The sequence below is a fragment of the Nonomuraea sp. NPDC050556 genome (assembly GCF_044457355.1).
Lineage (GTDB): Bacteria > Actinomycetota > Actinomycetes > Streptosporangiales > Streptosporangiaceae > Nonomuraea.
Genome location: NZ_JBITGU010000001.1, coordinates 966074 through 985595 on the forward strand (window position 1 = coordinate 966074; position 19522 = coordinate 985595).

A 19522-nucleotide genomic window follows, 5' to 3' on the forward strand; every position below is an offset into this window, starting at 1 on the left:
CCTACCTGTCCACGATGTACCAGCCGGCGCGGTCGAAGCCGCGCACCCGCCCACCGGCCGAGATCAGCTCGCCGAGAACGTCACGCAGCGCCCTGCGCCACACCGCGGCGCGGGCGGGGTCGCTGTCGCGCATGGCCTCGATGTCGCCGGGGACGGCGACGCGCACGGTTCTCCCGAAGGCGCGCCCGGCGACAGGACCGCCCGCCGGGGAGACGCTCAGCGCGGCTGCGGCGTCCGCCTTCACCAGGCGGGGCGTCCCTGTGCAGGCCGCCTTGACCGCCGGTGCTTCCAGCATCCAGCGGACCATGACCCGGTCGGTGTCGTCGCTGCGGTTGATGTCGTCGTCCATCGGGCCGTAGAAGTTGGCCAGGTACTCGTCCACGTCGGCGGCCAGCTTGCCCAGGTTGAACCAGGCGTTGCGCCGGATCAGCGGGTCGAAGGTCCAGGTGACCTCCCTGACGCCGCGCGACAGCGCCCAGGCCCGCTGGTGCAGCTTCAGCGCGAAACCGACATGCCGCCCCTGCACGCGGGACGACACCCCGGCGATGTGACTGTGCAGCGCCTCGCGCGCCGGGGGCGAGAAGAAGCCGAAGCAGGCCCCGACCATCTCGCCGTCCTCGAACGCGCCGCTCACGTAGCTGCCCGCCTTCTCCATGGCGCGCAGCAGGTCGGCGGTGACGGGCGGGTTGTTCTCGCCGGTGCGCCAGATCCGCTCGTACAGGCGGCGGACGGCCTCGAGCTCGTCGATGCTGTCCAGCAGGCGGATGTCGACGCCCGAGGCTCTCGTCGCAGCCTCGGCCACGGCGTACGCCGCATCGACACGGATCAGATCGGTCACGTCGGTCATGGTTCCAGCCGGTTCGCCCGCGCAGCTGGTCGGAGCGCACGGGACAGCATGCCTCCGTTCGTCCGTACGGACAACCCCCCGCCCTCCGGCCGCTCCTCCGCCAGCAGTTCGGCCACCAGGGCGGTGAGCAGCCGGGTCCGCCCCGGCAGTTCGGCGGTGAGCACGTGCTCGTCGTCGGCGTGCGCGCCGCCGCCGACCGCCCCCAGCCCGTCGAGCGTCGGCGTGCCGACACCAGCCGTGAGATTCCCATCGGAGCCCCCACCGACGGCGACCCCGGCGAGCGGCCCGATCCCGAGGACGTAGGCCAGACGGCACGCCCGCTCGAACAGCTCCCTCGACGCCTCCGCATTGAGGGGCGGCCGGTTCAACCCACCCCCGACCTCCACGCTCGCACGGGGCAGCAGTGGCCGCAGCCCCGTCATCGCCGCGTGAACACGGTCCTGCTCGGCCGCCTCCCACATCCGCACGTCGACGTCGAACCGCGCCGACCCGGGAACGGTGTTCGCCGTGGTGCCCGCCTCCAGCCGGGTCGGCGTGACCGTCGTCCCCAGCGCCGCGTCCCCCAGCCCGGCCACGGCCATGACCTGCCCCGCTGCCTCGACCGCCGCGTTCACCCCCCGCTCGGGCTCAAGACCGGCATGTACGGCAAGCCCGCCCACCACCACCTCGTAGCGCGACACCCCCTTGCGCGCCGTCTTCAACGCGCCCCCAGGCCCGGCGGCCTCCAGCACCAGCGCGGCGGCACACCGCCTGGCCTCCTCCTCGATGAGCCCCCGAGACGTGGGCGACCCGGGCTCCTCGTCGCCGGTGACGAGCAGGGTCACCCCGTCCTGGTCGTCAAGGGCGGCCAGCGCGTGGAACGCCATCACCAGCCCGGCCTTCATGTCGAAACACCCCGGCCCGCGCAGCACCCCGTCGCGCACCTCGAACGGGTGCGTGGCCAGCGACCCGATCGGCCAGACGGTGTCGTGATGCCCGAGCAGCAGCACCTTCGGCTCTCCACCGAACCGCCAGCGCAGGTGGGTGCGCCCGCCGATGACGACACGCTCGGGCTCCTCGCCCAGGTGCCTCGCGCCGACCTCGGCGACCGCCGAGGCGCTCCGCGCGACAGCGGCCAGGTCGTCGGACGGGGACTCGCAGGTCACGAGCTGCTCGATATCGCTGATCACCGCCCCAGCATCGCCCGCCGAGCCGGGCGCCGACCTGTCGTGTCGGCCAACGTCCGCAGGGGCTCTTGGGTGGCGCGAACGAGTTACCGCAGCGTGGTGAGCCCGAAGGCGTGGGCGATGAGCGCGCGGCGGCTGCGCAGCGACGTCTTGGCGAACACGGACTTGAGGTGGTCCTGCACGGTGTGCTCCGACAGGAACAGCCGCGCTGCGATCTGCCGGTTGTCGTCGCCCGTGGCGAGCTGGTCGAGAACCTGCGTCTCGCGCGGGGTGAGCCCGAACGCGCGCGCGAAGACGTCGGCACGCTCAGCCGGGGAGGCCTGCTCGATGGTGACGGCGATGTTCTCCTCCAGCCGAGCCGCACGCAACGTGAGCCACAGCCCGTCGCCCAGGTGGACGCGGGCACGGGCAGGACGCGGATCGACGCCCGCCTCCCGGGCGAGCAACTGCGCGCCGACGTTGTAGGCCCCGGCCGGGATCGGGTCGCGCGCGGGTGCGGGCGGGACGAGCATCCGCAGGTACGCCTGCGTCTCCCCGGTCTGCCCGAGCACCCGCAGGCGGGGATCGAGCAGGAGAACGACGGGCCCGCTGCGCTGATGCTGGACCGGAGCCGACAGGAACGTGGCGGCCTGCGCGGCACGCAGCCCACGGGTGATCGCCGGAGCGGCGGCCGCGAGAAGACCCGCCTCGTCCGCGGTGAAGGGAGTCGACCGCCACAGGTCGAGGAAGCCCCAGCAGCCGAACGGGTCGCGGAAGACGGTGGAGGCGATGTCGCCGACGGAGTAGCGGTGCAGCAGCTCCCGCCACAGCAGGCTGCGCGCCGGATCACCCAGCAGGGCCGTCGGCGGGTCGTCGAGCGCCGTCCACCGGTTGACCGGCGTGAGGTATTTCAGCCGGATCAGCTCCGGCAACTCCTCCACGCACGGCACGTCGGCCAGCGGCGCGGAGCCGACCGAGGTCATCGGATCGGTGAGCACGAAGCCGTAGGCGTCGAAGCCGATCGCCCGGCGCAGCTCGTCGACCAGCGCCACCCGCAACGCCGTGGCGTCACGGACCGACGCGCAGATACGGGCGAGGCGCTCCACCCTCCCAGCGTAGGACCCCAGACTTCTGGGATGGCCGCACCACGGGCAGGCGCGGACCATGACAGGTATGACAACCCTGCACATCGAACACGCCATCACCGACTACGACGTCTGGAAGTCGGCCTTCGACCGCTTCGCCGACTTCCGGCGGCAGGCGGGGGTGCTCGGCCACCGGATCGCCCGCCCGGTCGACGACCCCGCGTACGTGGTGATCGACCTCGACTTCACGACCGCCGACGAGGCTACGGCCTTCCTGGAGCTGCTGCGTACGAAGATCTGGGCCTCACCGGAAAGCGCGCCAGCGCTCGCCTCAACCCCCCACACCAAGATCCTCGACGAGGTCGCCTGACCGCGAGCCCTGCCACGACCTCCACAGCGCCTCGTACACCCCGCCCGCCGCGACCAGCTCGTCGTGCGCGCCCACCTCCACCACCCGGCCGCCGTCCATGACCACCACCCGGTCGGCGTCACGCGCCGTGTGCAGGCGGTGGGCGATCGCGATGACGGTCCGCCCCTCCAGGACGGCGGCGAGCGAGCGTTCCGCGCGCCTGGCCGTACGGGGGTCGAGCATGGCGGTCGCCTCGTCGAGGATGACGGTGTGCGGGTCGGCCAGGACGACCCTGGCCAGAGCCAGCTGCTGGACCCGGTCCGGACCGAGGTCGGCGCCGGAGCACGGGGAGTCGAGCGAGGTGACCCAGTCGGCGCCGACCGCCGCCAGCGCCTCGCTCAGGCGGTCGTCGCCGGCCGTCGGGTCCGCCAGCAGCAGGTTGTCGCGGACGGTGCCCAGGAACAGGTGCTGTTCCTGGGTGACCAGGACGACGTGCTCGCGGAGCTGGGCGGGGGAGAGGTCGGCGACGGGCGCAGAGCCGACGGTGACCGTGCCCAGGCGGGGCCGGTCGATCCCGGCCAGCAGCTTGCCCAGGGTGGACTTCCCGGCTCCCGACGGGCCGACGACGGCCAGGCGTTCGCCGGGCCGTACGGTCAGATCGACGTCCGCGACCACGTCGTCGCCGCCCTCGTAGGCGAAGTGCACGCCGCGCGCCTCGATGCGGTCACCCTCCGGCTCCGCCCCGGGCTGAGGGGACCTCGGGGTGGTCGCGAGGCCCTCGATCCTGGCGAAGGAGGCGCCGCTGCTCTGCAACTGCTCCAGCCAGATCAGGATCGTCTCGATCGGCTGGGCGAGCTGGCGCAGGTAGAGCACGCAGGTGACGACCACGCCCAGCGTGACCTGGCCGCGGTCCAGGAACACCCCGCCGGCCAGCAGGACCAGCACGGGCGGGAGCAGCGAGGAGACCTCCACCGCCGGCCAGAGCACGCTGCGCAGGAAAAGGGTACGCAGCTGGGTGTCCCGGCTGCGCTCGATCGCCCGCTCCGCCGCACGCGCGCGCTTGGCCTGGAGGCCCAGGGCCTCGATGGTGCGGGCGCCCGCGGCGTTGGCGGCCAGCTGCTCGGCCACATCGGACCGCGCGTCACCCTCCTCCAGGTAGGCGGGGCGGGCGCGGCGGAGGTACCAGCGGGAGGCGGCGGCGATGCCCGCCAGAGCGAGCAGGCCGCAGGCGCCCAGGACCGGGTCGACCAGGAAGACGGCGACGACCAGGAAGAGCGCCTGCAGCGAGGAGACGAGGATCGCGGGGGCGGCGTCGCGCAGGGTGCGGCCGACGGCGGCCACGTCGGTGGTGCCGCGGGCGGTCAGGTCGCCGGTGCGAACGTGCTCGACCGTGGCCGAGGGCAGGGCCAGCACGCGGTCCAGGAGTTCGGCGCGGATGCGCTCCTGGACCCGCTCGCTGAACCGGGTGCCGACCTTCTCGGCATACCTGGACAGGACCAGCTGGGCCAGCGCCGCTCCCACCGCGACCGCGGCGAGCAGGTCGACTGTGCCACCGGCGCTGATGGCGTCGACGATGCGGCCCAGCAGCCACGGGCTGACCAGCGCCGCGGCCGCCGCGAGGCTGTTGAGCAGCAGCGTCGTGGCGAAACCCGGCACGTCGCGCCTGACCAGGCGCAGGGCGGCCCGCCGTACCTGCCTGCGGTCGGCGACGGGCAGGTCGCGGCTCATGCGAGCACCGACCGGTAGGCGGGGGTGGACTCCATCAGCTCGCGGTGCGTGCCGGTGGCGGCCACCCGCCCGTCCTCGATGAACAGCACCTGGTCGGCCTGGGCGAGCAGCAGCGGCGAGGTGGTGGCCACGACCGTCGTACGGCTCGCGCGAGCCGTACGGAGCCGTTCCACGAGGAGGGCCTCGGTGTGGGTGTCCAGCGCTGAGGTGGGCTCCACGGCCAGCAGCACCTCGGGCTCGGCCAGCAGCGCCCGCGCCAGCCGTACGCGCTGGCGCTGGCCGCCCGACAGGTTGCGCCCCCCGGGTTCGATCGCCGAGTCGAGCCCGTGGCGCAGCCCGGCGACCACGTCCTGCGCGGCGGCGGCGTGCACGGCCCGGAGGATGGCCTCGTCGTCCGCCTCGCCCCGGCCTTGGAGGACCTCGCGCAGCGTACCCGCGAACAGGGCCGCGTCGTGGTCGGCGAGCAGGGAGGACCCGCCGAACCCTTCGAGCAGCGCCACGCTCTCCTCGGGCCGGGCACTGACCACACCCACCAGGCCTCCCGGCGGGTCCGCCCGCGCGGTTCGCCGAGCGGGTTCGAGCGCGAGGAACCGGGTGACCTGGCGGGCGGCGACCAGGCCGCCGCTGATCATGAAGCTGCCCTCGATGAAGAAGGAGACCGGAACCACCAGCATGGCGATGTACCCGTACACCCCGACCAGCTCGCCCACCGTGATCGCCCCCTCGGCGGCGAGCCGGGCGCCCAGCCAGGTGACGGCGGCCAGGAACAGGGCGGGCAATCCCGCGCCCAGCGCGCCGATCCAGCTCGTCAGCGACGCCACCCGGTAGCCCTGCTCGCGCAGGCTCGCCGAGTCTGCGCGGTACTGCTCGGCGTAGGCCTCCTTGCCGCCGAACGCGTTGAGCACCCGCAGCCCCTCGATCAGGTCGACCAGGCGGGTGGTGAGCCGTCCCTGGTTCTCGCGGTAGCCGTTCTGCACCTTCATCAGCCGCCCGAGCAGCGGCCCGAGGAGGATCGCCAGCAGCGGCACGCCCAGCAGCACGACCACGGCCAGCACCACGGAGACCTGCAGCAGCAGCACCGCCACCACGCCGTAGCTGATCACCGCGCCCACGCCGGGGCCGGTCACCGTCAGCGCGGCGGCGACGGTGATGACGTCGCCGATGCCGATCGTCACCACGTCGCCCGCCGAAGCGCGCAGGGGCAGGTCGGCGCCCAGCTTGTTGATCTGCTCGACCAGGGCGCGCACGGTGCGGAAGTTGGCGTCCATCCGGATCTTGGTCATCGTCCGGTGACGTAACATCGCCAGCCAGGCGTTGACCAGGCCGGCGCCGAGCAGCGCCAGCACCCAGCCGGGCGCCAGGCCGTCGTCGATGGCCCTGGACAGCAGGTACGGCGGGAGCGTCAGACCCACCATCCACAGGGTTCCCAGCGTCGCGCCCAGCGCGACCCGGCCCTTCTGCGCCCAGGCCAGCCAGCAGAGGTACCGGGCCGCCTTCATGGCGATCACGCTAGAGCATGGCTTTGCCCGCCCTTGGGGCGGCTAGGCGTTCACCGCGGACAGCAGGGCGCGGACGTCGTCCGCCTCCGACAGGGAGAGCCTGTCGAAGATCTCCAGGGCCTCGGTGAGGCAGGCGCGGGAACGGCCGGGCTGCCCCAGGTCGCCGAGCGCCTGGCCCAGGACCATCAGCGCCATCCCCTGACCCCACTCGTCGCCCAGATCCGTCAGCATCGCGAGTGCCTCCTCCGCGCAGGTCAGGGCGCGTTCGGGCTGCCCCGCCGCCAGATACGCCTCTCCTGCCCGGAACAGCGCGAGCCCCTCCCAGCCGCGCACCTTCTGCCGCCGGTACTCCGCCACCGAAGCCTCAAGCTGGACCACGGCCTCCTGCGGCCTGCCCGCCTCGCGCAGGACGATGCCGAGCTGGTAGGTGGCGTCGGGGTGGCGCTGCCCGCCGCCGAGGTCGCGCATGATCTGCTCGGCTTCCCGGGCGGCGGCGAGCGCCTCGCCGTGACGGCCCAGGCGGGACAGGGCGCGGGCCAGGTTGCCGAGTCCCGTGGCCTGGCCGACCAGGTCGCCGGACGAGCGCCACGCCGCGACCGCCTGCTGGAACCAGTTCGCCGCCTCGGGCCTCTCCCCTCTGGCCAGCGCGGCGAGCGCGAGCAGGTTGAGCGAGCGGGCGTAGGTGGTCAGGTCGCCGTGTTCCAGGCTGAGATCGCGGGCGAGCAGGCCGTCGGCGGTGGCGGCGTCGAGGTGGTTGTTGTTCCCCCGGCCCGTGCCGCGCAGGTAGTGGGCGCGCGCCAGCAGGGTCTTGTCCTCCTCGGCCGCGCTGACGAGGAGGTCGCCGATCTGGCTGAGGCCGTAGGGGCCGGAGTCGGAGCCGAGCACGTCGGCGCCGAGGACGTCGGCCCCGGCGTCGCACAGGGCGATGGCCCGGCCTAGGTCGCAGCCGGGGGTCCTGGCCGCCTGCTGGACGCAGCTGAGCACGGAGAGCTCCTCCGCCTCGGCCCAGTCCGTGACGGCCGCCGTGTCGGCGAACGACAGTTCTGCCGTCCCTACGCGACGGTCACCGGGGATGATCAGCCGTAGCGCGGCGCTCATCGTTGCCAGGTAGGAGTCGAGCAGCCGGTCGAGGGCCGCCCGCCGTGCGTCCTCGTCGTTCTCGCGGGACCTGGCATAGATCTTGAGGAGGTCGTGGAAGCGGTAGCGGCCGGGGGTGAGTGACTCCAGCATGCTGACGTCGACGAGTTCCTCGCAGATGTCTTCCGCTTCGTGTTCTGGCAGGTCCAGGAGGGCTGCGGCGGCCGCGAGGGACAGGTCAGCGGCATCCGGTACGGCCAGCAGCCGGAAGGCCCGCGCGTGGGCGGTGTCGAGCTGCTCGTAGCCCAGGGAGAAGGTCGCTTCGATGGCCAGGTCTCCGGCGCGCAGTTCGGTCAGTCTGCGGCGTTCGTCGGCGAGGCGGTCGAGCAGCGTGGAGATGTTCCAGTTGGGGCGGGCGGCGAGTCGGGCGGCGGCGATTCTGATGGCCAGGGGGAGGAAGCCGCAGGCGGCGACCAGGTCCATGGCGGCGGGTCGTTCTGCTGTGACGCGTGTTTCGCCGATGATCCTGGTGAGCAGGTGGAGGGCTTCTGCTGGGTCGAGGACGTCCAGGTCGACTTGGTGGGCGCCGCTGAGGCCGGTCAGGCGGGTCCGGCTGGTGATGAGGACGCCGCAGTCGGCTGAGCCGGGGAGCAGCGGCCGTACTTGGCTGAGACCGGAGGCGTTGTCGAGGACGACCAGCAGTCGTCGTCCGGCGACCGTGGAGCGGTAGAGGGCTGCCCTTTCTGCGGGGTCTTCTGGTGCCTCCGCGCAGCCGAGGGCGCGCAGGAACGAGGCGAGGACCGTGTCGGGTTCCAGGGGGTGCGGGCCGGCGCCTCGTAGGTCGACGAACAGCTGCCCGTCGGGGTAGTGGCCTGCGAGCCGGTGGGCGACGTGGAGGGCCAGGGTGGTTTTGCCGACGCCGCCCGCGCCTGCGACTGCGGAGACGACCAGGGCTGAGGTCTGGCCGGAGCGTAGCGCGGTCGCCATTTCCTCGACTTCGCGTTCGCGGCCGGTGAAGTCGGCTGTGTCGGCGGGGATTTGCCGCGGGACCTGCCCGGTGGGCGCTGGAGGGGTGGTGGGGGTGGGTGCGAGGGTGGGGTCGGCGGTGATGATGCGTTGGTAGAGCTGGGCCAGTTCGGGGGAGGGATCGACGCCGAGCTGGTCGGCGAGCAGTTGGCGGGTGTCGGTGTAGACGCCGATGGCTTCGGCTTGGCGTCCGGCGCGGTAGAGGGCCAGCATGAACAGGCCGCGCAGCCGTTCCCTGGTGGGGTGCTCGGCGCACAGGGTGTTGAGCTCGGCTACCACTTCGGCGTGTTTGCCCTGGTCGAGGTCGTGGACCAGGCGGTGTTCGAGGGCGGTCAGGCGTTGCTCGGCCAGGCGGGCGCGTTGGGCGTCGGCGTAGTGACCGGCGAGCCCGGCCAGCGGTTCGCCCTGCCACAGGGCCAGCGCCTCCGCGTATCTGGCTTCGCCGTACAGCCTCTGCAGGTCGGCGACATCGCACGTGCCCGCCCGCAGCGCGTAACCGTCGCCGACGGACAGCAGCGCGTCGGGCCCCAGCACCGCGCGCAACCGCGAGACGTAGGTGCGCAGCACGTGGGCGGCGGTGCGTGGGGGCGCCTCGCTCCACAGCGCGTCGATGAGCTGGTCGAGGCCGACCGTGCGGCCTTCGGCGAGCAGGAGGACGGCCAGCACCAGGCGTTGCTGCGGCGAGCCGAGGTCCAGCTCCTGATCATCGCGCCAGGCTCGCACGGGGCCGAGCAACGAGAACCGCAGGCCATCGCCCATGCCCACCCCCGTCATCTTTCAGGACAGAACGATCACCCTACCGCTCAGCTTTGCCCGGTGCAGCCGTCCATGAAGCGCAGGTCAGGGACGGATCGGTGACCGGCTCGCCCATCCGCCTCACCCTCGACGGGGCCACGCCTTACCGGTTCTCGCGGCTACCGGGGAACGAGCGTGGTGATCAGCTCGCGCACCCCCCGCACGCCGGGTGAACGGACGAACCGCACGCTCGACTCGTCGACCTCGTAGTCGGCGACGGCCGCCACGAGCTCCTCCAGCACCACCTTGATGATCAGCCGGGCCAGCGCCGCGCCCAGGCAGAAGTGCGTGCCGAGGCCGAACGCGGTCACCACGGTCCCCGAGGTGTCGCGGGTCACATCTCCTCGCGCCAGCCGTCGATCTCCCCGGCCCACACGATCGCCCGCTGGACGGGGTGGAGCGCCGCCTGCAACCAGGCGTGCGCGAGCACCTTGATCGTCGTCTCGTGCCCGGCGGCCAGGATGAGCCCGAGCACCTGCACGATCTCGCTGTCGGTGAGCCGGTCCGCGCCGTCCTCCGCCTGGGTGAGCGCGCTCAGCATGTCGTCGCGCGGCGCGCGGCGGCGCTCCGCGCACAGTTCCAGCATGTAGGCGCGCAGCCCGGCGTGCGCCTGGAAGAACGCATCCGGGGCCGAGCCGTCCTCGTCGGGCCGGTCGACCAGCATGTGGGTCCAGGCGGCGACCCTCGCCCGGTCGGCGTCGGGCACGCCGATCATCTCCGACACCACGTACGAGGGGATCTGCGCCATCCACGCGGCGATGTCGAACGTGCGGGTGTCGAGCGGGTCTGCGAGCAGGCGCCGGGTGAGCGCACGGATGTCGTCCTCCTGCCTGGCGACGCGTCTGGCGGTGAAGGCCTGGACGACCAGGTGGCGGAAGCGGGTGTGCTCGGGGCGGTCCATGGCGAGGAAGCCCATGACGCGGTGCGCCTCGGGCATCCAGAGCTCCAGCGTGACGCCGTAGGCGCTGGAGAAGGTGGCCGCGTCGCGGAGCGCGGCTTCTACGTCGGCGTGCCGGGAGAGGGCGTGGAAACCCTGGCCGGGGTGGACGTAGACGGGGAAGTCGGCGAGCAGGCGACGGTAGACGGGGTACGGGTCGCGCTGCGTGGCGTGGTCGAACGGGTTGTAGTCGAACACCAGCCGATGGTACGCCTTGCAATATGGAACTGAGCATTCCGTTCTGATATGGTTCTCATGAAGTTGATCGAGCAAGGGGAGCGGAAGATGACCGAGTTGAGCCGAGTTCGCGCTGTGATCTATCCCGCGCGGGACATCGCAGCCAGTACGGCCGCCTGGACCGCGACCCTGGGCCGCGGCCCGGCGTGGGAGAGCCCTGACTACGTGGCTTTCGCCGGGGGTGAGCTGGAGGTCGGTCTTTCCCGGTTGCCATGGTTCGACCACCCGCTGGTCTTCTGGCAGGTCGACGACGTCGAAGCGGCCCATCGTGATCTGCTGGACAGGGGTGCCACGGCGATGGGCGAGGTCGCCGGTGGGTCGATGGAGGAGCTCGGCACGGCCGAGATCACCAACGGCGATGCGAAGACGGGCATCGTGGACGTCCCCGGGCGGCGGCTCGCCGTCGTCAGGGCCGCCGACGGCAACCTGGTGGGCCTGATGCAGGACCTCCCCAACGCCTGGGGTTAACCCGCTTCGCCCGGGCACCCACCTGCCTCCTGCACCTGCTTCTTCGGCGGAGGCTTGATGGACACGTCACTGCCCCAGCCGGTGAAGTCGATCTCGGTCGTGATGGTCCCTGGCATGCCGTCTTCGGGCTCGGGGTTGACGGTGGTGAGCCGGGCCCGGCGGGGGAGCTGGTCGGGCCCGACCCAGAGCTGCCACGAGACCTCGATCGCGCCGTAGTGCTCCCGCACCTGGTCCGCCGCGGCGGGATCGTTGCCCGTGTCCGGGATGCCGAACTCGGTCTGCGGAGCGTTCCCGGCGTATTCGACGGTGGGGACCGAGTCGATGACCTCACCGGAGGACGGAGCGGGGGCGGCGAGTATCTGCAGCACCTTGGGCGACAGGACGGCGCGCGCGTCGAGCGACGTGAGCACCCGGCAGGTGGGGCTGCCGTAGTGGAGCCACACCTTGTCCGCGCCCTGCACGTAGCTACCGGAGTCACCGACCGAGATCACCCTGGTCGTCTGGGAGGCCGGGACAACGGCCTTCAGATCTTCGGTGAGGTCGGTCCGGAGGTGGACCGTGGTCAGATCGGAGGCCGCCGCGCCGAGCCGCAGGACTCCGGCGGTACGGCTCTCGCTGTACTCGGCGATGTTGACCGTCTCGCCGAAGTCCAGGCGGACGCGCTCACTGATCTTCACCACGCCCGCCTGCTCCGCCACGGCCTCGGCGGGCGTGCGTGTGGCTGTGGCGACGCTCTCTCCACCACACCCGGTCGTCAGGGTGAGAAGGAGCACAATCGGCGCGATCCTCGAAAAATCCACCCGGTGATCATAGGGGGAGGCGCCCAGCCGATCTGGCCGAGCGGCTGCGTATTGACGGCCTGGCGCGGACGCGGATGCGCTCGCCCCGCCTGCCGTACAGACTGAGCACCTCCACCTCGCCCCTGCCGGTCGACCCGAACCAGTGTGGTGTCCTCGTGTCGAACTCGGCGACCTCGCCAGCACCCAGCACCAGGTCGTGGTCGCCCAGGAGCACGCGGAGCCGTCCCGAAAGCACGTACAGCCAGGCGTAGCCGGTGTGGGTACGCACGAGCGGTTCGTGCTCGCCTTCGGGAATGGTCATCTTGTACGCCCTGGGCTCGCCCTGGTGGCGTGACAGGGGCACGAAGTGGCGGCCGCTCGATCGGGCCTGCTCCCGGTGCACGTGCGGCGCGGGCACGATGTCGTCCAGTGGTACGGCCAGCGCCGCGGCGATCGGCAGCAGCAGCTCCAGGCTGGGTTTGCGCTGCTCGGATTCCAGGCGGGACAGGGTGCTCTTCGAGATCCCCGTGACCCGGCTGAGCTCCGCCAGCGACACGCCCCGGTTCTCGCGGATGCGCCGCAGGCGGGGTGCGATCTGGCTGAGCGCCGCGGCGACGGCGGGCAAGGAGTCCATGGGCCCATCGCAGCACCTCGTCCCGGTTTCGGCAACGTTTGTTGCTGTTCCGGCACGGCCGGTGGCACCGTCGCGGCGTGACTACTACTGCAACTCCTGTGCGGAGCGGACGGCTTCCCCTGGGGGTCTACCTGCTCGCGTTCAGCCTGTTCTCGATGGGAAGCGCGGAGTTCCTGCTCGCCGGGGTCCTGCCCGCGGTGTCGGAGGACCTGCGGATCAGCATGTCCTCGGCGGGTGGGCTGATCACCGCGTTCGCCGCCGGGGTGGTCGTCGGGGGGCCGCCGCTGGCCATCGTCAGCCTGCGCTGGCCGCGCCGCGCGGCCCTCGTCGCCACGCAGGCGATCTTCGCGCTGGCCGTGGCGGCGAGCCTCGTCTTCGACGGCTATGCCGTACTGCTGGCCGCAAGGTTCGTGGCGGGTCTCGCCTATGCCGGGTTCTGGGCGGTCGCGGCCGTCACCGCGATCGGCCTCGTCGCCCCCGACCGCGCCGCGCGTGCATCGGGCGTCGTGGTCAGCGGGCTCAGCCTGGCCATGGTGGTCGGCGGACCTGCGGGCACGCTGGTCAGCTACTTCTCCGGCTGGCGTGGCGGGTTCTGGGGGGTCGTCGCCCTGACCGCTTTGGGCGCGGCCTCGATCCTGCTGGCCCTGCCGCAGACGCGGGCACATCAGGAGCCGAGCGTGCGGCGCGAGCTCACCGTGATGCGGCGGCCGCAGCTCTGGTACGTCTACGCCGCCACGCTCCTGAGCACCGCCGCGTACATGATCTCGTTCACCTACCTGTCCGCGCTCCTGACCCGAGTGACCGGCGTCCCGGGCGTGTGGGTGCCCGCGATCCTCGCGCTCTTCGGCGTCGGCGCGTTCGTCGGGTTGTCGGTCGGCGGCAGGATCTCCGACCGGCGGCCCTTCCACGCGCTCCTCATCGGGGCGGCCGGGATCGCCGCCTGCTCGGTCCTGCTGGCGCTCTTCGCCGAGCACGGGTGGCTGGTCGTGCCCCTCGTCCTGCTGCTGGGGATCGCGGGATTCGTCCTGAACCCCGCGATCTACGGGCGCGTGTTCACGATCGCGTCAGAGGCCCCCACCCTCGCCGGGGCCACCACGGTCTCCGCCTTCCAACTGGGCATCAGCCTCGTGCCCGTGCTGGCCGCGGTGGCGCTCGACGCCGGTGGCCTCCCCGCCGTGAGCTGGATCGGCGCCGGACTGGCCGTGGCGACCGTACCGATCGTCCTGCTGGACCGGGCGCTGGCGCGGTGACCACGATCGTTCACCGGCTTGGCGCCGCCCGCACGCGGCTGTCCTGCTTGGCGTCGGCGTCCGTGAGCTTGAGCTTTCGTACGGCGGGAGCCAGCACGAGGGGCAGGTGGGCCGCCGCGGTGCCGAGGCAGGCGACCCACAGGAGCTGGTGAACGGTGACGGCCTCGCCCAGCAGCCCGCCGACGACACCGCCGAGCGGCAGCGAACCCCACATGAGGAAGCGGAGGCTGGCGTTCATCCTGCCACGCAGGGCCTCGGGGCAGATCGCCTGGCGGTAGCTGCCCTGGGCGACGTTGTACATGACCGCGACCAGGAAGAGGAGCGCCATGCCGATCGGGTACAGGGCGAGCCGCCAGCCCGGTCCGGTGAAGGCGACGAGCACGGTGATCGGGATGATGAGTACGGCTGCGCCGTACATCGTGGGGCCGTGACCGAAGCGGGCGATCACGCGTGGCGCGAGGAAGGCGCCGAGCAGGCCGCCGGTCCCCGCGCCCGAGATCATCAGGCCGTAGGCCGTCGCGCTCACGCCCAGCTCGTCGACCAGGTACAACGGCTGGACGATGGCCCAGATGCCGTTGACGAACATGGTCATGGCGCCGACGAGGCCGACCAGGCGCAGGATGCGGTGGCCGAGCACGTAGCGCAGGCCCTCCATGAGGCTCACCCGCCCCCCGGAGGGGAACTCCTTGGCCTTGACGGTCGCCAGCAGGGCGGCGGAGATCAGGTAGCTGACCGCGTCGACCACGATGGCGATGGGCGCCGTGAGCGCCTGCACGAGCCAGCCGCCGAGCCCCGGGCCGAAGAGCACGGAGAGGCTGCGCACGGACTCCAGGGTCCCCATGGACTTGGGCAGCTGCTCCTTGGTCACGATGGAGGGCAGGAAGCTCAGGTGGGCGACGTCGAAGAAGGCCGTGCCGATGCTGACGATCACGGCGACCGCGTAGAGCTGCGCCAGTGTCAGCGCCTCGAACATTCCGGCGATCGGGATCGAGGCCAGGGCGACCGCGCGCAACACGTCGGCCGTCACCAGGATGGGCTTCCTGCGCAACCGGTCCACCCACACACCGGCGGGCAGCCCGAACAAGAGGAAGCCGATCATCTCGGCCGCGCTGAGCAGGCCGAGCTCCAACGGGCCCGCGTCCAGCACCAGCAGCGCGACCAGCGGGAGGGCCACGCGCGTGACCTGGGTGCCGAACTGGCTGAAGCCGTCAGCGGTGACGTAACGGCGGAAAGCGGGAGTCATCCGACCTACCCTAGAGGCGTGTCGCGCTAGGCCGCTCCCGATGAGGTGAAGGACTGCCAGGCGAGCTCCTGCTGCTCGGGCGGGGCGTCGACCTGCTCGGGGCAGTCCAGGCGCAGGAGCCGGTCGCCGAACGGTTCGTCCAGGTAGGCGCAGTGGTGCGGGCGCTCAGGGTCCTGGTGGACGCGGGGCTGGAAGTAGCGGCAGGTGACGCACATCCGCTGGGGTGAGATCGCGCCGTTCTGCTGCAGCATGCGGATGAGCTTGACCAGCGACAGCAGCATGGCGGTCTGCTCCTCTGGGTCGAGCGTCTCGACGGCCCGGCTCAGGACGTCGGGCCACTCGCCCGCCCGGTTGGCCATGGACTCCCCGGCTTCGGTGAGACGCAGCGTCACGGAGCGTTTGTTCACCCCGGGCTCCTTCACCACGAGCCCCTTGCGGACGAGCGTGCCGACGGCGTTGCTCGCGGTCGCGGCGGAAACGCCCAGCTGGGCGGCCAGGGCGCCGAGGCTCGCCGGGCGCTGGTACAGGTGGCCCAGCGCCTGCGCCTGGGTCGGGGTCACGCCTTCAGGCCCGGCCGCCTTCCACGCCCAGCTCTTGAGCACCGCGCCGATCTTCGCGAGGCCGCTGGTCACCCGCCTCGCGACGGGCTCGCTGGCCGTGTCGAAACCGTCCGCCACTGTTCGTACTCCTAACTATCCCTTGACGCGCGCCGAGGCCTGATTAATAGTACTGCTAACGATCGACCGATTGACAGGAGAATCCCTCGATGTCTCGTGTGGAACTGATCGAAGCCGCGTCCGCCTCCGGAGCGGCCAAGCCCCTGCTGGACGACATCACCGCGACCTTCGGCGCGACGCCGGCCATGTTCAGGGCGGTCGCGAACTCTCCCGCCGCGCTCAGCATGATGTGGGCCGGGTTCGGGGCCCTCGGCGGCGGGCGGCTCGGCGCCAGGCTGGGCGAGCAGATCGCCGTGCTCGTGGCCGACCGCAACAGGTGTGAGTACTGCCTGGCCGCCCACACCGCCCTGGGCCGCAAGGCGGGCGTGTCCGCGAGCGAGATGAGGCAGGCCCAAGAGGGCGAGTCGGAGGACCCGCGGGTCAGTGCCGCGCTGAGCTTCGCGGCCAAGCTGGTCGACGAACGCGCGCAGGTGAGCGACGACGACACCGAAGCGCTGCGCAAGGCCGGGTTCGACGACGAGGAGATCGTCGAGATCGTGGCGCACGTCGCGCTCAACCTCTTCACGAACTACGTGAACGTGGCCCTCGACGTGCCCGTCGACTTCCCCAGAGTGGCCCTGCGCGGAGCCTCCTGATCGTGGTGCGGGCGGCCGGTCGGCCGCCCGCACCCGCTTAGGCGCGCCGGCGCCCCTGCTTGTTCATCGCGAACCTCCGGCCGTCGCGCGTCGACATACGGCTCTGCCGCCACCGCCCGCCCATGCCCCTCGGTGGACGGCGACGCCCGCAGGGCCTCGTCCATCCACGCTCCCGATCCGGCTCGACGCGAATGCCGGGAAACGGCAGAGGCGCTGCGAGATCCCGCCGAAGCGGCGTCCACACCTCACCACTCGCCCAGCCGTCCATCGTGATCGTCATGCCCCGATCACACACCAACCGCCACGTTCTCCGCATCCGAATATCCCGGCGGCCGGGCGACGCCGAAACGCAGGTGGGTCGCGTGGGGGGATTCGGTTGACGCCTGCCGTACCAGCTCCAAGGACAGATCGGCGAACAGGCGGGTCCCCGCGCCCAGGAGCACGGGCATCAGCTGCAGGTGGACCTCGTCGACCAGGCCCGCGCGGAGGAACTGGCCGATGATGTCGGCGCCGCCCATCACCACCACGTCCTTGCCGCCGGCGGCGGCGACGGCCCGCTTGTGGGCACTTTCGACGCCGTCGTTGACGAAGGTGAAGGCGGCGCTCTTCATGGCCAGCGGCTCGCGAGGCTCGTGGGTGAGGACGAACGTCGGCACCGGGTAAGGCGTGTCCTGCCACAGGCCGACGCCCACGTCGAACATGCGGCGGCCGACGATGGCCGCGCCGACCCGGCTCACCATCTGCCGCGCCTGCTCGGCGTCGACGTCGTTGTCACCCGCGAACAACCACCGGTGCAGGCGCTCCCCGCCCACGCCCATCGGGTGGTCGAGGGAGACGTCCGGCCCGGCGCTGTAGCCGTCCACGGACACGGATTGGCTGACCAACGTGATACCCATTGCGACTCTCCTTCACAGGCCCCGTTCGATCATGTCGATGAGCAGCCGCGTGGCGTCCTCTACCTGGGGCGGGGGCAGGGCGCGGAGCGGGCCGTCGATGAGGAGTACGGCCATGCCGTGCATGGCCGCCCAGACCAGGAACTCCGCCCCTGGCCGCCGCTCGCCGGGCATGAGCCCGGCCGTGAGCAGACCGTCCAGCGCGGCGCCCAGCAGTTGGAACGGCGTGAGCCCCCCGGAGCCCGCCGAGACGGCCGCCTCGGCCTCGGCCATGTCCTGGGGGACGTAGAACGCGGCGCGGAACAGACCGGGTTGCGCGCGGGCGAAGCGCAGGTATCCGGTGCCGAGCGCCCGGAAGCGGGCGCGGGCGTCGTCGTGGGGGAGGGGGGCCTGCTCTGCCTCCATGGTGCGGGCGAGCTCGGCCATCGCGGCCAGGGAGACGGCGTGGAGCAGGGCGTCACGGCCGGCGAAGTGCCGGTAGGCGGCGTTGGGCACCACTCCGGCGCGGCGGGTGGCCTCCCGGAGGACCACCGCGTCGGGCCCGCCTTCGCGGGCCAGTTCGATGCCCGCGTCGAGGAGGGCCTGGCGCAGGTCGCCGTGCCGGTAGGTGTCGCGCTTCGCCGAGGCCATGACCGCTCCCGCTCATTGTGGACACCGTCCACTTCTTCGAGCGTAAGCATAAATGTGGACGGTGTCTACATCTTGGGTCCGCTAGCGTCGGGTTCGTGATCGTATGGCTCAACGGGACCCACGGCGTGGGCAAGACGACGACCAGCGCGCTCGTGCAGCAACTGATCCCGGACTCACGGGTGCTCGACGCCGAGAAGGTGGGCGAGACCCTCATGGACATCTCGCCCGGACTGCCGAGCACGGGCAACTTCCAGCACTGGCCGCCGTGGCGGCCGCTCGTCGTCGAGACGGCCCGCCACGTGCTCGACTACACCGGCGGCACGCTGGTGATGCCGATGACCGTGCTGGTCGAGGAGTACTGGCGCGAGATCAGCGCGGGCCTGGCCCGGCACGGCATCCCGGTGCGGCACTTCGTCCTGCACGCCGACCGGGACACCCTCCGGGGGCGCATCGACGGGGACATGGTCCTCGGCCCCGGCTCGCCGTTCCGTCTCCAATACCTTGAGCCGTACGCCGAGGCGGCGCGGACGTGGCTGCACGCCGAGGCCGAGGTCGTCGACACCACACACCTCACCCCCACCCAGACCGCCCAGCAGATCGCAGCAGCCGTCAGGAACTGAGGGCGGACGCTTTGTCGCCGACCACGAGCAGTGTCTTGCCGGTGGTGGTCCTGGACTCGATCGCCCGGTGTGCGGTGGCTGCTTCGGCGAGCGGGAGGATCTGGCCGATGACCGGCCGGAGCTTGCCCTCGGCCGCGAGGGCCAGCGCGTCGGTGATGAGGGCGTGCGTCTCGGCGGGGGTCGGCGGGGCGGTGAGGCCGATGACGGCGATCGAGCGGGCCTGGAGGTCGGCCGCGTCGGGCTCGGCGCGCGAGCCGCTGGCCATGCCGTACATGCTCACGCGCCCGCCCTCGCGGAGCGCGCCGATCGCCTCGGTGCCGATCCGTCCGCCGACGCCGTCGAAGACGAGGTCGAGCTCGCCCACCTCGTCCAGCCAGTCAGGGCCGGAGTAGTCGACGTAGGCGGCCGCGCCCAGCGAGGTGACCAGCTCGGCCTTCCCGGAACCACGGGCGGCGCCGATCACGTGGGCACCGGCGGCGGCCGCGAGCTGTACGAGCAGGCTGCCGACGCCCCCGCCCGCGGCCTCCACGAGAACCCGCTCCGACGGCTTGATCTCCGCCTGCCGGTGCAGCAGCAGCGCCGTGCGCCCATCGGCCAGCAGCGCCACCGCGTCCCTGAGCTCCACACCCGCCGGAACAGGAACCACGTCCTGCGCCCGAGCCAACGCCAGCTCGGCGTAACCGCCCTCACCGCCGGTGGTGCTCACCGCAGCCGTTCCCACCAAGGCCGGGTCCACGTCCGCGCCGACCGCGACGATGCGACCGCCCACGCCGTTCCCGGGCGTGCGGGGGAGCGCGGGCCTGCCGAACGGCCCCTCGCCCGAGCGCACCTGCGTCTCGACGAACGTGATGCTCGCGTACGCCACGGCGACCAGCACCTGCCCCGGCCCCGGCGCCGGATCGTCAACCTGCCGGACCCTCAGGACCTCCGGCGCTCCGAACTCCTCCATCACGACAGCCCGCATGACG

General features: G+C 72.0%; 20 protein-coding genes. 5 read left to right on the forward strand and 15 right to left on the reverse strand.

Annotation, left to right across the window (positions count from 1 at the left end):
• Window position 1: 1 nt before the first annotated feature.
• The 3 genes from ACIBG8_RS04750 to ACIBG8_RS04760 form a co-directional block, all read right to left on the reverse strand.
• Window positions 2-838 (reverse strand): GNAT family N-acetyltransferase, encoded by an 837-nt coding sequence (locus tag ACIBG8_RS04750; RefSeq protein WP_397341148.1) that lies wholly within the window; start codon window positions 836-838, stop codon window positions 2-4.
• Window positions 839-843: 5 nt separating this feature from the next.
• Window positions 844-2016: a M20 family metallopeptidase gene (locus ACIBG8_RS04755; RefSeq protein ID WP_397341149.1), complete on the reverse strand. Its 1173-nt coding sequence runs from the start codon at window positions 2014-2016 to the stop codon at window positions 844-846.
• A gap of 83 nt (window positions 2017-2099) precedes the next feature.
• Window positions 2100-3098, reverse strand: coding sequence for a LuxR C-terminal-related transcriptional regulator (locus ACIBG8_RS04760; protein ID WP_397341151.1), 999 nt, complete (start codon window positions 3096-3098; stop codon window positions 2100-2102).
• A 67-nt stretch (window positions 3099-3165) separates the two neighbouring features.
• Between ACIBG8_RS04760 and ACIBG8_RS04765 the strand changes: the two genes are divergently transcribed.
• The gene (locus ACIBG8_RS04765) at window positions 3166-3447 is read left to right on the forward strand and encodes a hypothetical protein (RefSeq protein ID WP_397341152.1); all 282 of its coding nucleotides are present in this window, start codon (window positions 3166-3168) and stop codon (window positions 3445-3447) included.
• Here ACIBG8_RS04765 and ACIBG8_RS04770 read toward each other — a convergent pair.
• The 5 genes from ACIBG8_RS04770 to ACIBG8_RS04790 all read right to left on the reverse strand — a co-directional run bounded on the left by ACIBG8_RS04770 (window position 3409) and on the right by ACIBG8_RS04790 (window position 10686).
• On the reverse strand, window positions 3409-5154 hold the full coding sequence (locus ACIBG8_RS04770) for an ABC transporter ATP-binding protein (protein ID WP_397341153.1): 1746 nt from the start codon (window positions 5152-5154) through the stop codon (window positions 3409-3411). The two genes, ACIBG8_RS04765 and ACIBG8_RS04770, sit on opposite strands and share 39 nt — an antisense overlap.
• Window positions 5151-6653, reverse strand: a complete 1503-nt coding sequence (locus tag ACIBG8_RS04775) for an ABC transporter transmembrane domain-containing protein (protein ID WP_397341155.1) — start codon at window positions 6651-6653, stop codon at window positions 5151-5153. The genes ACIBG8_RS04770 and ACIBG8_RS04775 overlap by 4 nt, the downstream gene beginning before the upstream one ends.
• 42 nt (window positions 6654-6695) lie before the next feature.
• The gene (locus tag ACIBG8_RS04780) at window positions 6696-9515 is read right to left on the reverse strand and encodes a BTAD domain-containing putative transcriptional regulator (protein ID WP_397341156.1); all 2820 of its coding nucleotides are present in this window, start codon (window positions 9513-9515) and stop codon (window positions 6696-6698) included.
• 155 nt (window positions 9516-9670) lie between these two features.
• On the reverse strand, window positions 9671-9889 hold the full coding sequence (locus tag ACIBG8_RS04785; protein WP_397341157.1) for a hypothetical protein: 219 nt from the start codon (window positions 9887-9889) through the stop codon (window positions 9671-9673).
• Entirely contained in the window at window positions 9886-10686 is an 801-nt protein-coding gene (locus tag ACIBG8_RS04790; RefSeq protein ID WP_397341158.1) for a cytochrome P450, read from the reverse strand. Before ACIBG8_RS04790 ends, ACIBG8_RS04785 begins: the two co-directional genes overlap by 4 nt.
• Window positions 10687-10773: 87 nt before the next feature.
• On the opposite strand from ACIBG8_RS04790, the gene ACIBG8_RS04795 reads away from it, so the two are divergent.
• Window positions 10774-11193 (forward strand): VOC family protein, encoded by a 420-nt coding sequence (locus ACIBG8_RS04795; protein WP_397341159.1) that lies wholly within the window; start codon window positions 10774-10776, stop codon window positions 11191-11193.
• Here ACIBG8_RS04795 and ACIBG8_RS04800 read toward each other — a convergent pair.
• Both ACIBG8_RS04800 and ACIBG8_RS04805 read right to left on the reverse strand, forming a co-directional pair.
• Window positions 11190-11993 carry a hypothetical protein gene (locus ACIBG8_RS04800; protein WP_397341160.1) on the reverse strand — a complete coding sequence of 268 codons (804 nt, stop codon included), beginning with the start codon at window positions 11991-11993 and terminating at the stop codon, window positions 11190-11192. The two genes, ACIBG8_RS04795 and ACIBG8_RS04800, sit on opposite strands and share 4 nt — an antisense overlap.
• Before the next feature lie 7 nt (window positions 11994-12000).
• Window positions 12001-12606 carry a helix-turn-helix domain-containing protein gene (locus ACIBG8_RS04805; protein ID WP_397341161.1) on the reverse strand — a complete coding sequence of 202 codons (606 nt, stop codon included), beginning with the start codon at window positions 12604-12606 and terminating at the stop codon, window positions 12001-12003.
• Between the two features lie 77 nt (window positions 12607-12683).
• Between ACIBG8_RS04805 and ACIBG8_RS04810 the strand changes: the two genes are divergently transcribed.
• Window positions 12684-13856: an MFS transporter gene (locus ACIBG8_RS04810; protein WP_397341163.1), complete on the forward strand. Its 1173-nt coding sequence runs from the start codon at window positions 12684-12686 to the stop codon at window positions 13854-13856.
• Window positions 13857-13866: 10 nt separating this feature from the next.
• Here the strand turns inward: ACIBG8_RS04810 and ACIBG8_RS04815 are convergent, their stop codons facing one another.
• Window positions 13867-15099 carry an MFS transporter gene (locus tag ACIBG8_RS04815; protein WP_397341164.1) on the reverse strand — a complete coding sequence of 411 codons (1233 nt, stop codon included), beginning with the start codon at window positions 15097-15099 and terminating at the stop codon, window positions 13867-13869.
• Window positions 15100-15125: 26 nt separating this feature from the next.
• Window positions 15126-15776, reverse strand: coding sequence for a MarR family winged helix-turn-helix transcriptional regulator (locus ACIBG8_RS04820; RefSeq protein ID WP_397341165.1), 651 nt, complete (start codon window positions 15774-15776; stop codon window positions 15126-15128).
• A gap of 89 nt (window positions 15777-15865) precedes the next feature.
• On the opposite strand from ACIBG8_RS04820, the gene ACIBG8_RS04825 reads away from it, so the two are divergent.
• Window positions 15866-16411 (forward strand): carboxymuconolactone decarboxylase family protein, encoded by a 546-nt coding sequence (locus tag ACIBG8_RS04825; RefSeq protein WP_397341166.1) that lies wholly within the window; start codon window positions 15866-15868, stop codon window positions 16409-16411.
• Between the two features lie 287 nt (window positions 16412-16698).
• Here ACIBG8_RS04825 and ACIBG8_RS04830 read toward each other — a convergent pair whose 3' ends face one another.
• Both ACIBG8_RS04830 and ACIBG8_RS04835 read right to left on the reverse strand, forming a co-directional pair.
• A complete protein-coding gene (locus ACIBG8_RS04830; protein ID WP_397341167.1) occupies window positions 16699-17307 on the reverse strand; it encodes a dihydrofolate reductase family protein in 609 nt (202 codons plus the stop codon).
• Window positions 17308-17319: 12 nt separating this feature from the next.
• The gene (locus ACIBG8_RS04835; protein WP_397341168.1) at window positions 17320-17934 is read right to left on the reverse strand and encodes a TetR/AcrR family transcriptional regulator; all 615 of its coding nucleotides are present in this window, start codon (window positions 17932-17934) and stop codon (window positions 17320-17322) included.
• Window positions 17935-18029: 95 nt separating this feature from the next.
• Between ACIBG8_RS04835 and ACIBG8_RS04840 the strand changes: the two genes are divergently transcribed.
• Complete coding sequence (locus ACIBG8_RS04840; protein WP_397341169.1) at window positions 18030-18554, forward strand: AAA family ATPase; 525 nt, start codon at window positions 18030-18032, stop codon at window positions 18552-18554.
• Here ACIBG8_RS04840 and ACIBG8_RS04845 read toward each other — a convergent pair.
• Window positions 18544-19518 carry a zinc-binding dehydrogenase gene (locus ACIBG8_RS04845; RefSeq protein WP_397341170.1) on the reverse strand — a complete coding sequence of 325 codons (975 nt, stop codon included), beginning with the start codon at window positions 19516-19518 and terminating at the stop codon, window positions 18544-18546. The genes ACIBG8_RS04840 and ACIBG8_RS04845 overlap by 11 nt on opposite strands.
• Between the last annotated feature and the right edge of the window lie 4 nt (window positions 19519-19522).

Excerpts from the sequence above, each read along its gene's own strand:
- ACIBG8_RS04765 (WP_397341152.1), top strand. The coding sequence starts at position 3,166 with ATGACAACCCTGCACATCGAACACGCCATCACCGACTACGACGTCTGG.
- ACIBG8_RS04770 (WP_397341153.1), bottom strand. The coding sequence starts at position 5,154 with ATGAGCCGCGACCTGCCCGTCGCCGACCGCAGGCAGGTACGGCGGGCC.
- ACIBG8_RS04775 (WP_397341155.1), bottom strand. The coding sequence starts at position 6,653 with ATGAAGGCGGCCCGGTACCTCTGCTGGCTGGCCTGGGCGCAGAAGGGC.
- ACIBG8_RS04780 (WP_397341156.1), bottom strand. The coding sequence starts at position 9,515 with ATGGGCGATGGCCTGCGGTTCTCGTTGCTCGGCCCCGTGCGAGCCTGG.
- ACIBG8_RS04795 (WP_397341159.1), top strand. The coding sequence starts at position 10,774 with ATGACCGAGTTGAGCCGAGTTCGCGCTGTGATCTATCCCGCGCGGGAC.
- ACIBG8_RS04805 (WP_397341161.1), bottom strand. The coding sequence starts at position 12,606 with ATGGACTCCTTGCCCGCCGTCGCCGCGGCGCTCAGCCAGATCGCACCC.
- ACIBG8_RS04815 (WP_397341164.1), bottom strand. The coding sequence starts at position 15,099 with ATGACTCCCGCTTTCCGCCGTTACGTCACCGCTGACGGCTTCAGCCAG.
- ACIBG8_RS04825 (WP_397341166.1), top strand. The coding sequence starts at position 15,866 with ATGTCTCGTGTGGAACTGATCGAAGCCGCGTCCGCCTCCGGAGCGGCC.
- ACIBG8_RS04830 (WP_397341167.1), bottom strand. The coding sequence starts at position 17,307 with ATGGGTATCACGTTGGTCAGCCAATCCGTGTCCGTGGACGGCTACAGC.
- ACIBG8_RS04835 (WP_397341168.1), bottom strand. The coding sequence starts at position 17,934 with ATGGCCTCGGCGAAGCGCGACACCTACCGGCACGGCGACCTGCGCCAG.
- ACIBG8_RS04845 (WP_397341170.1), bottom strand. The coding sequence starts at position 19,518 with ATGCGGGCTGTCGTGATGGAGGAGTTCGGAGCGCCGGAGGTCCTGAGG.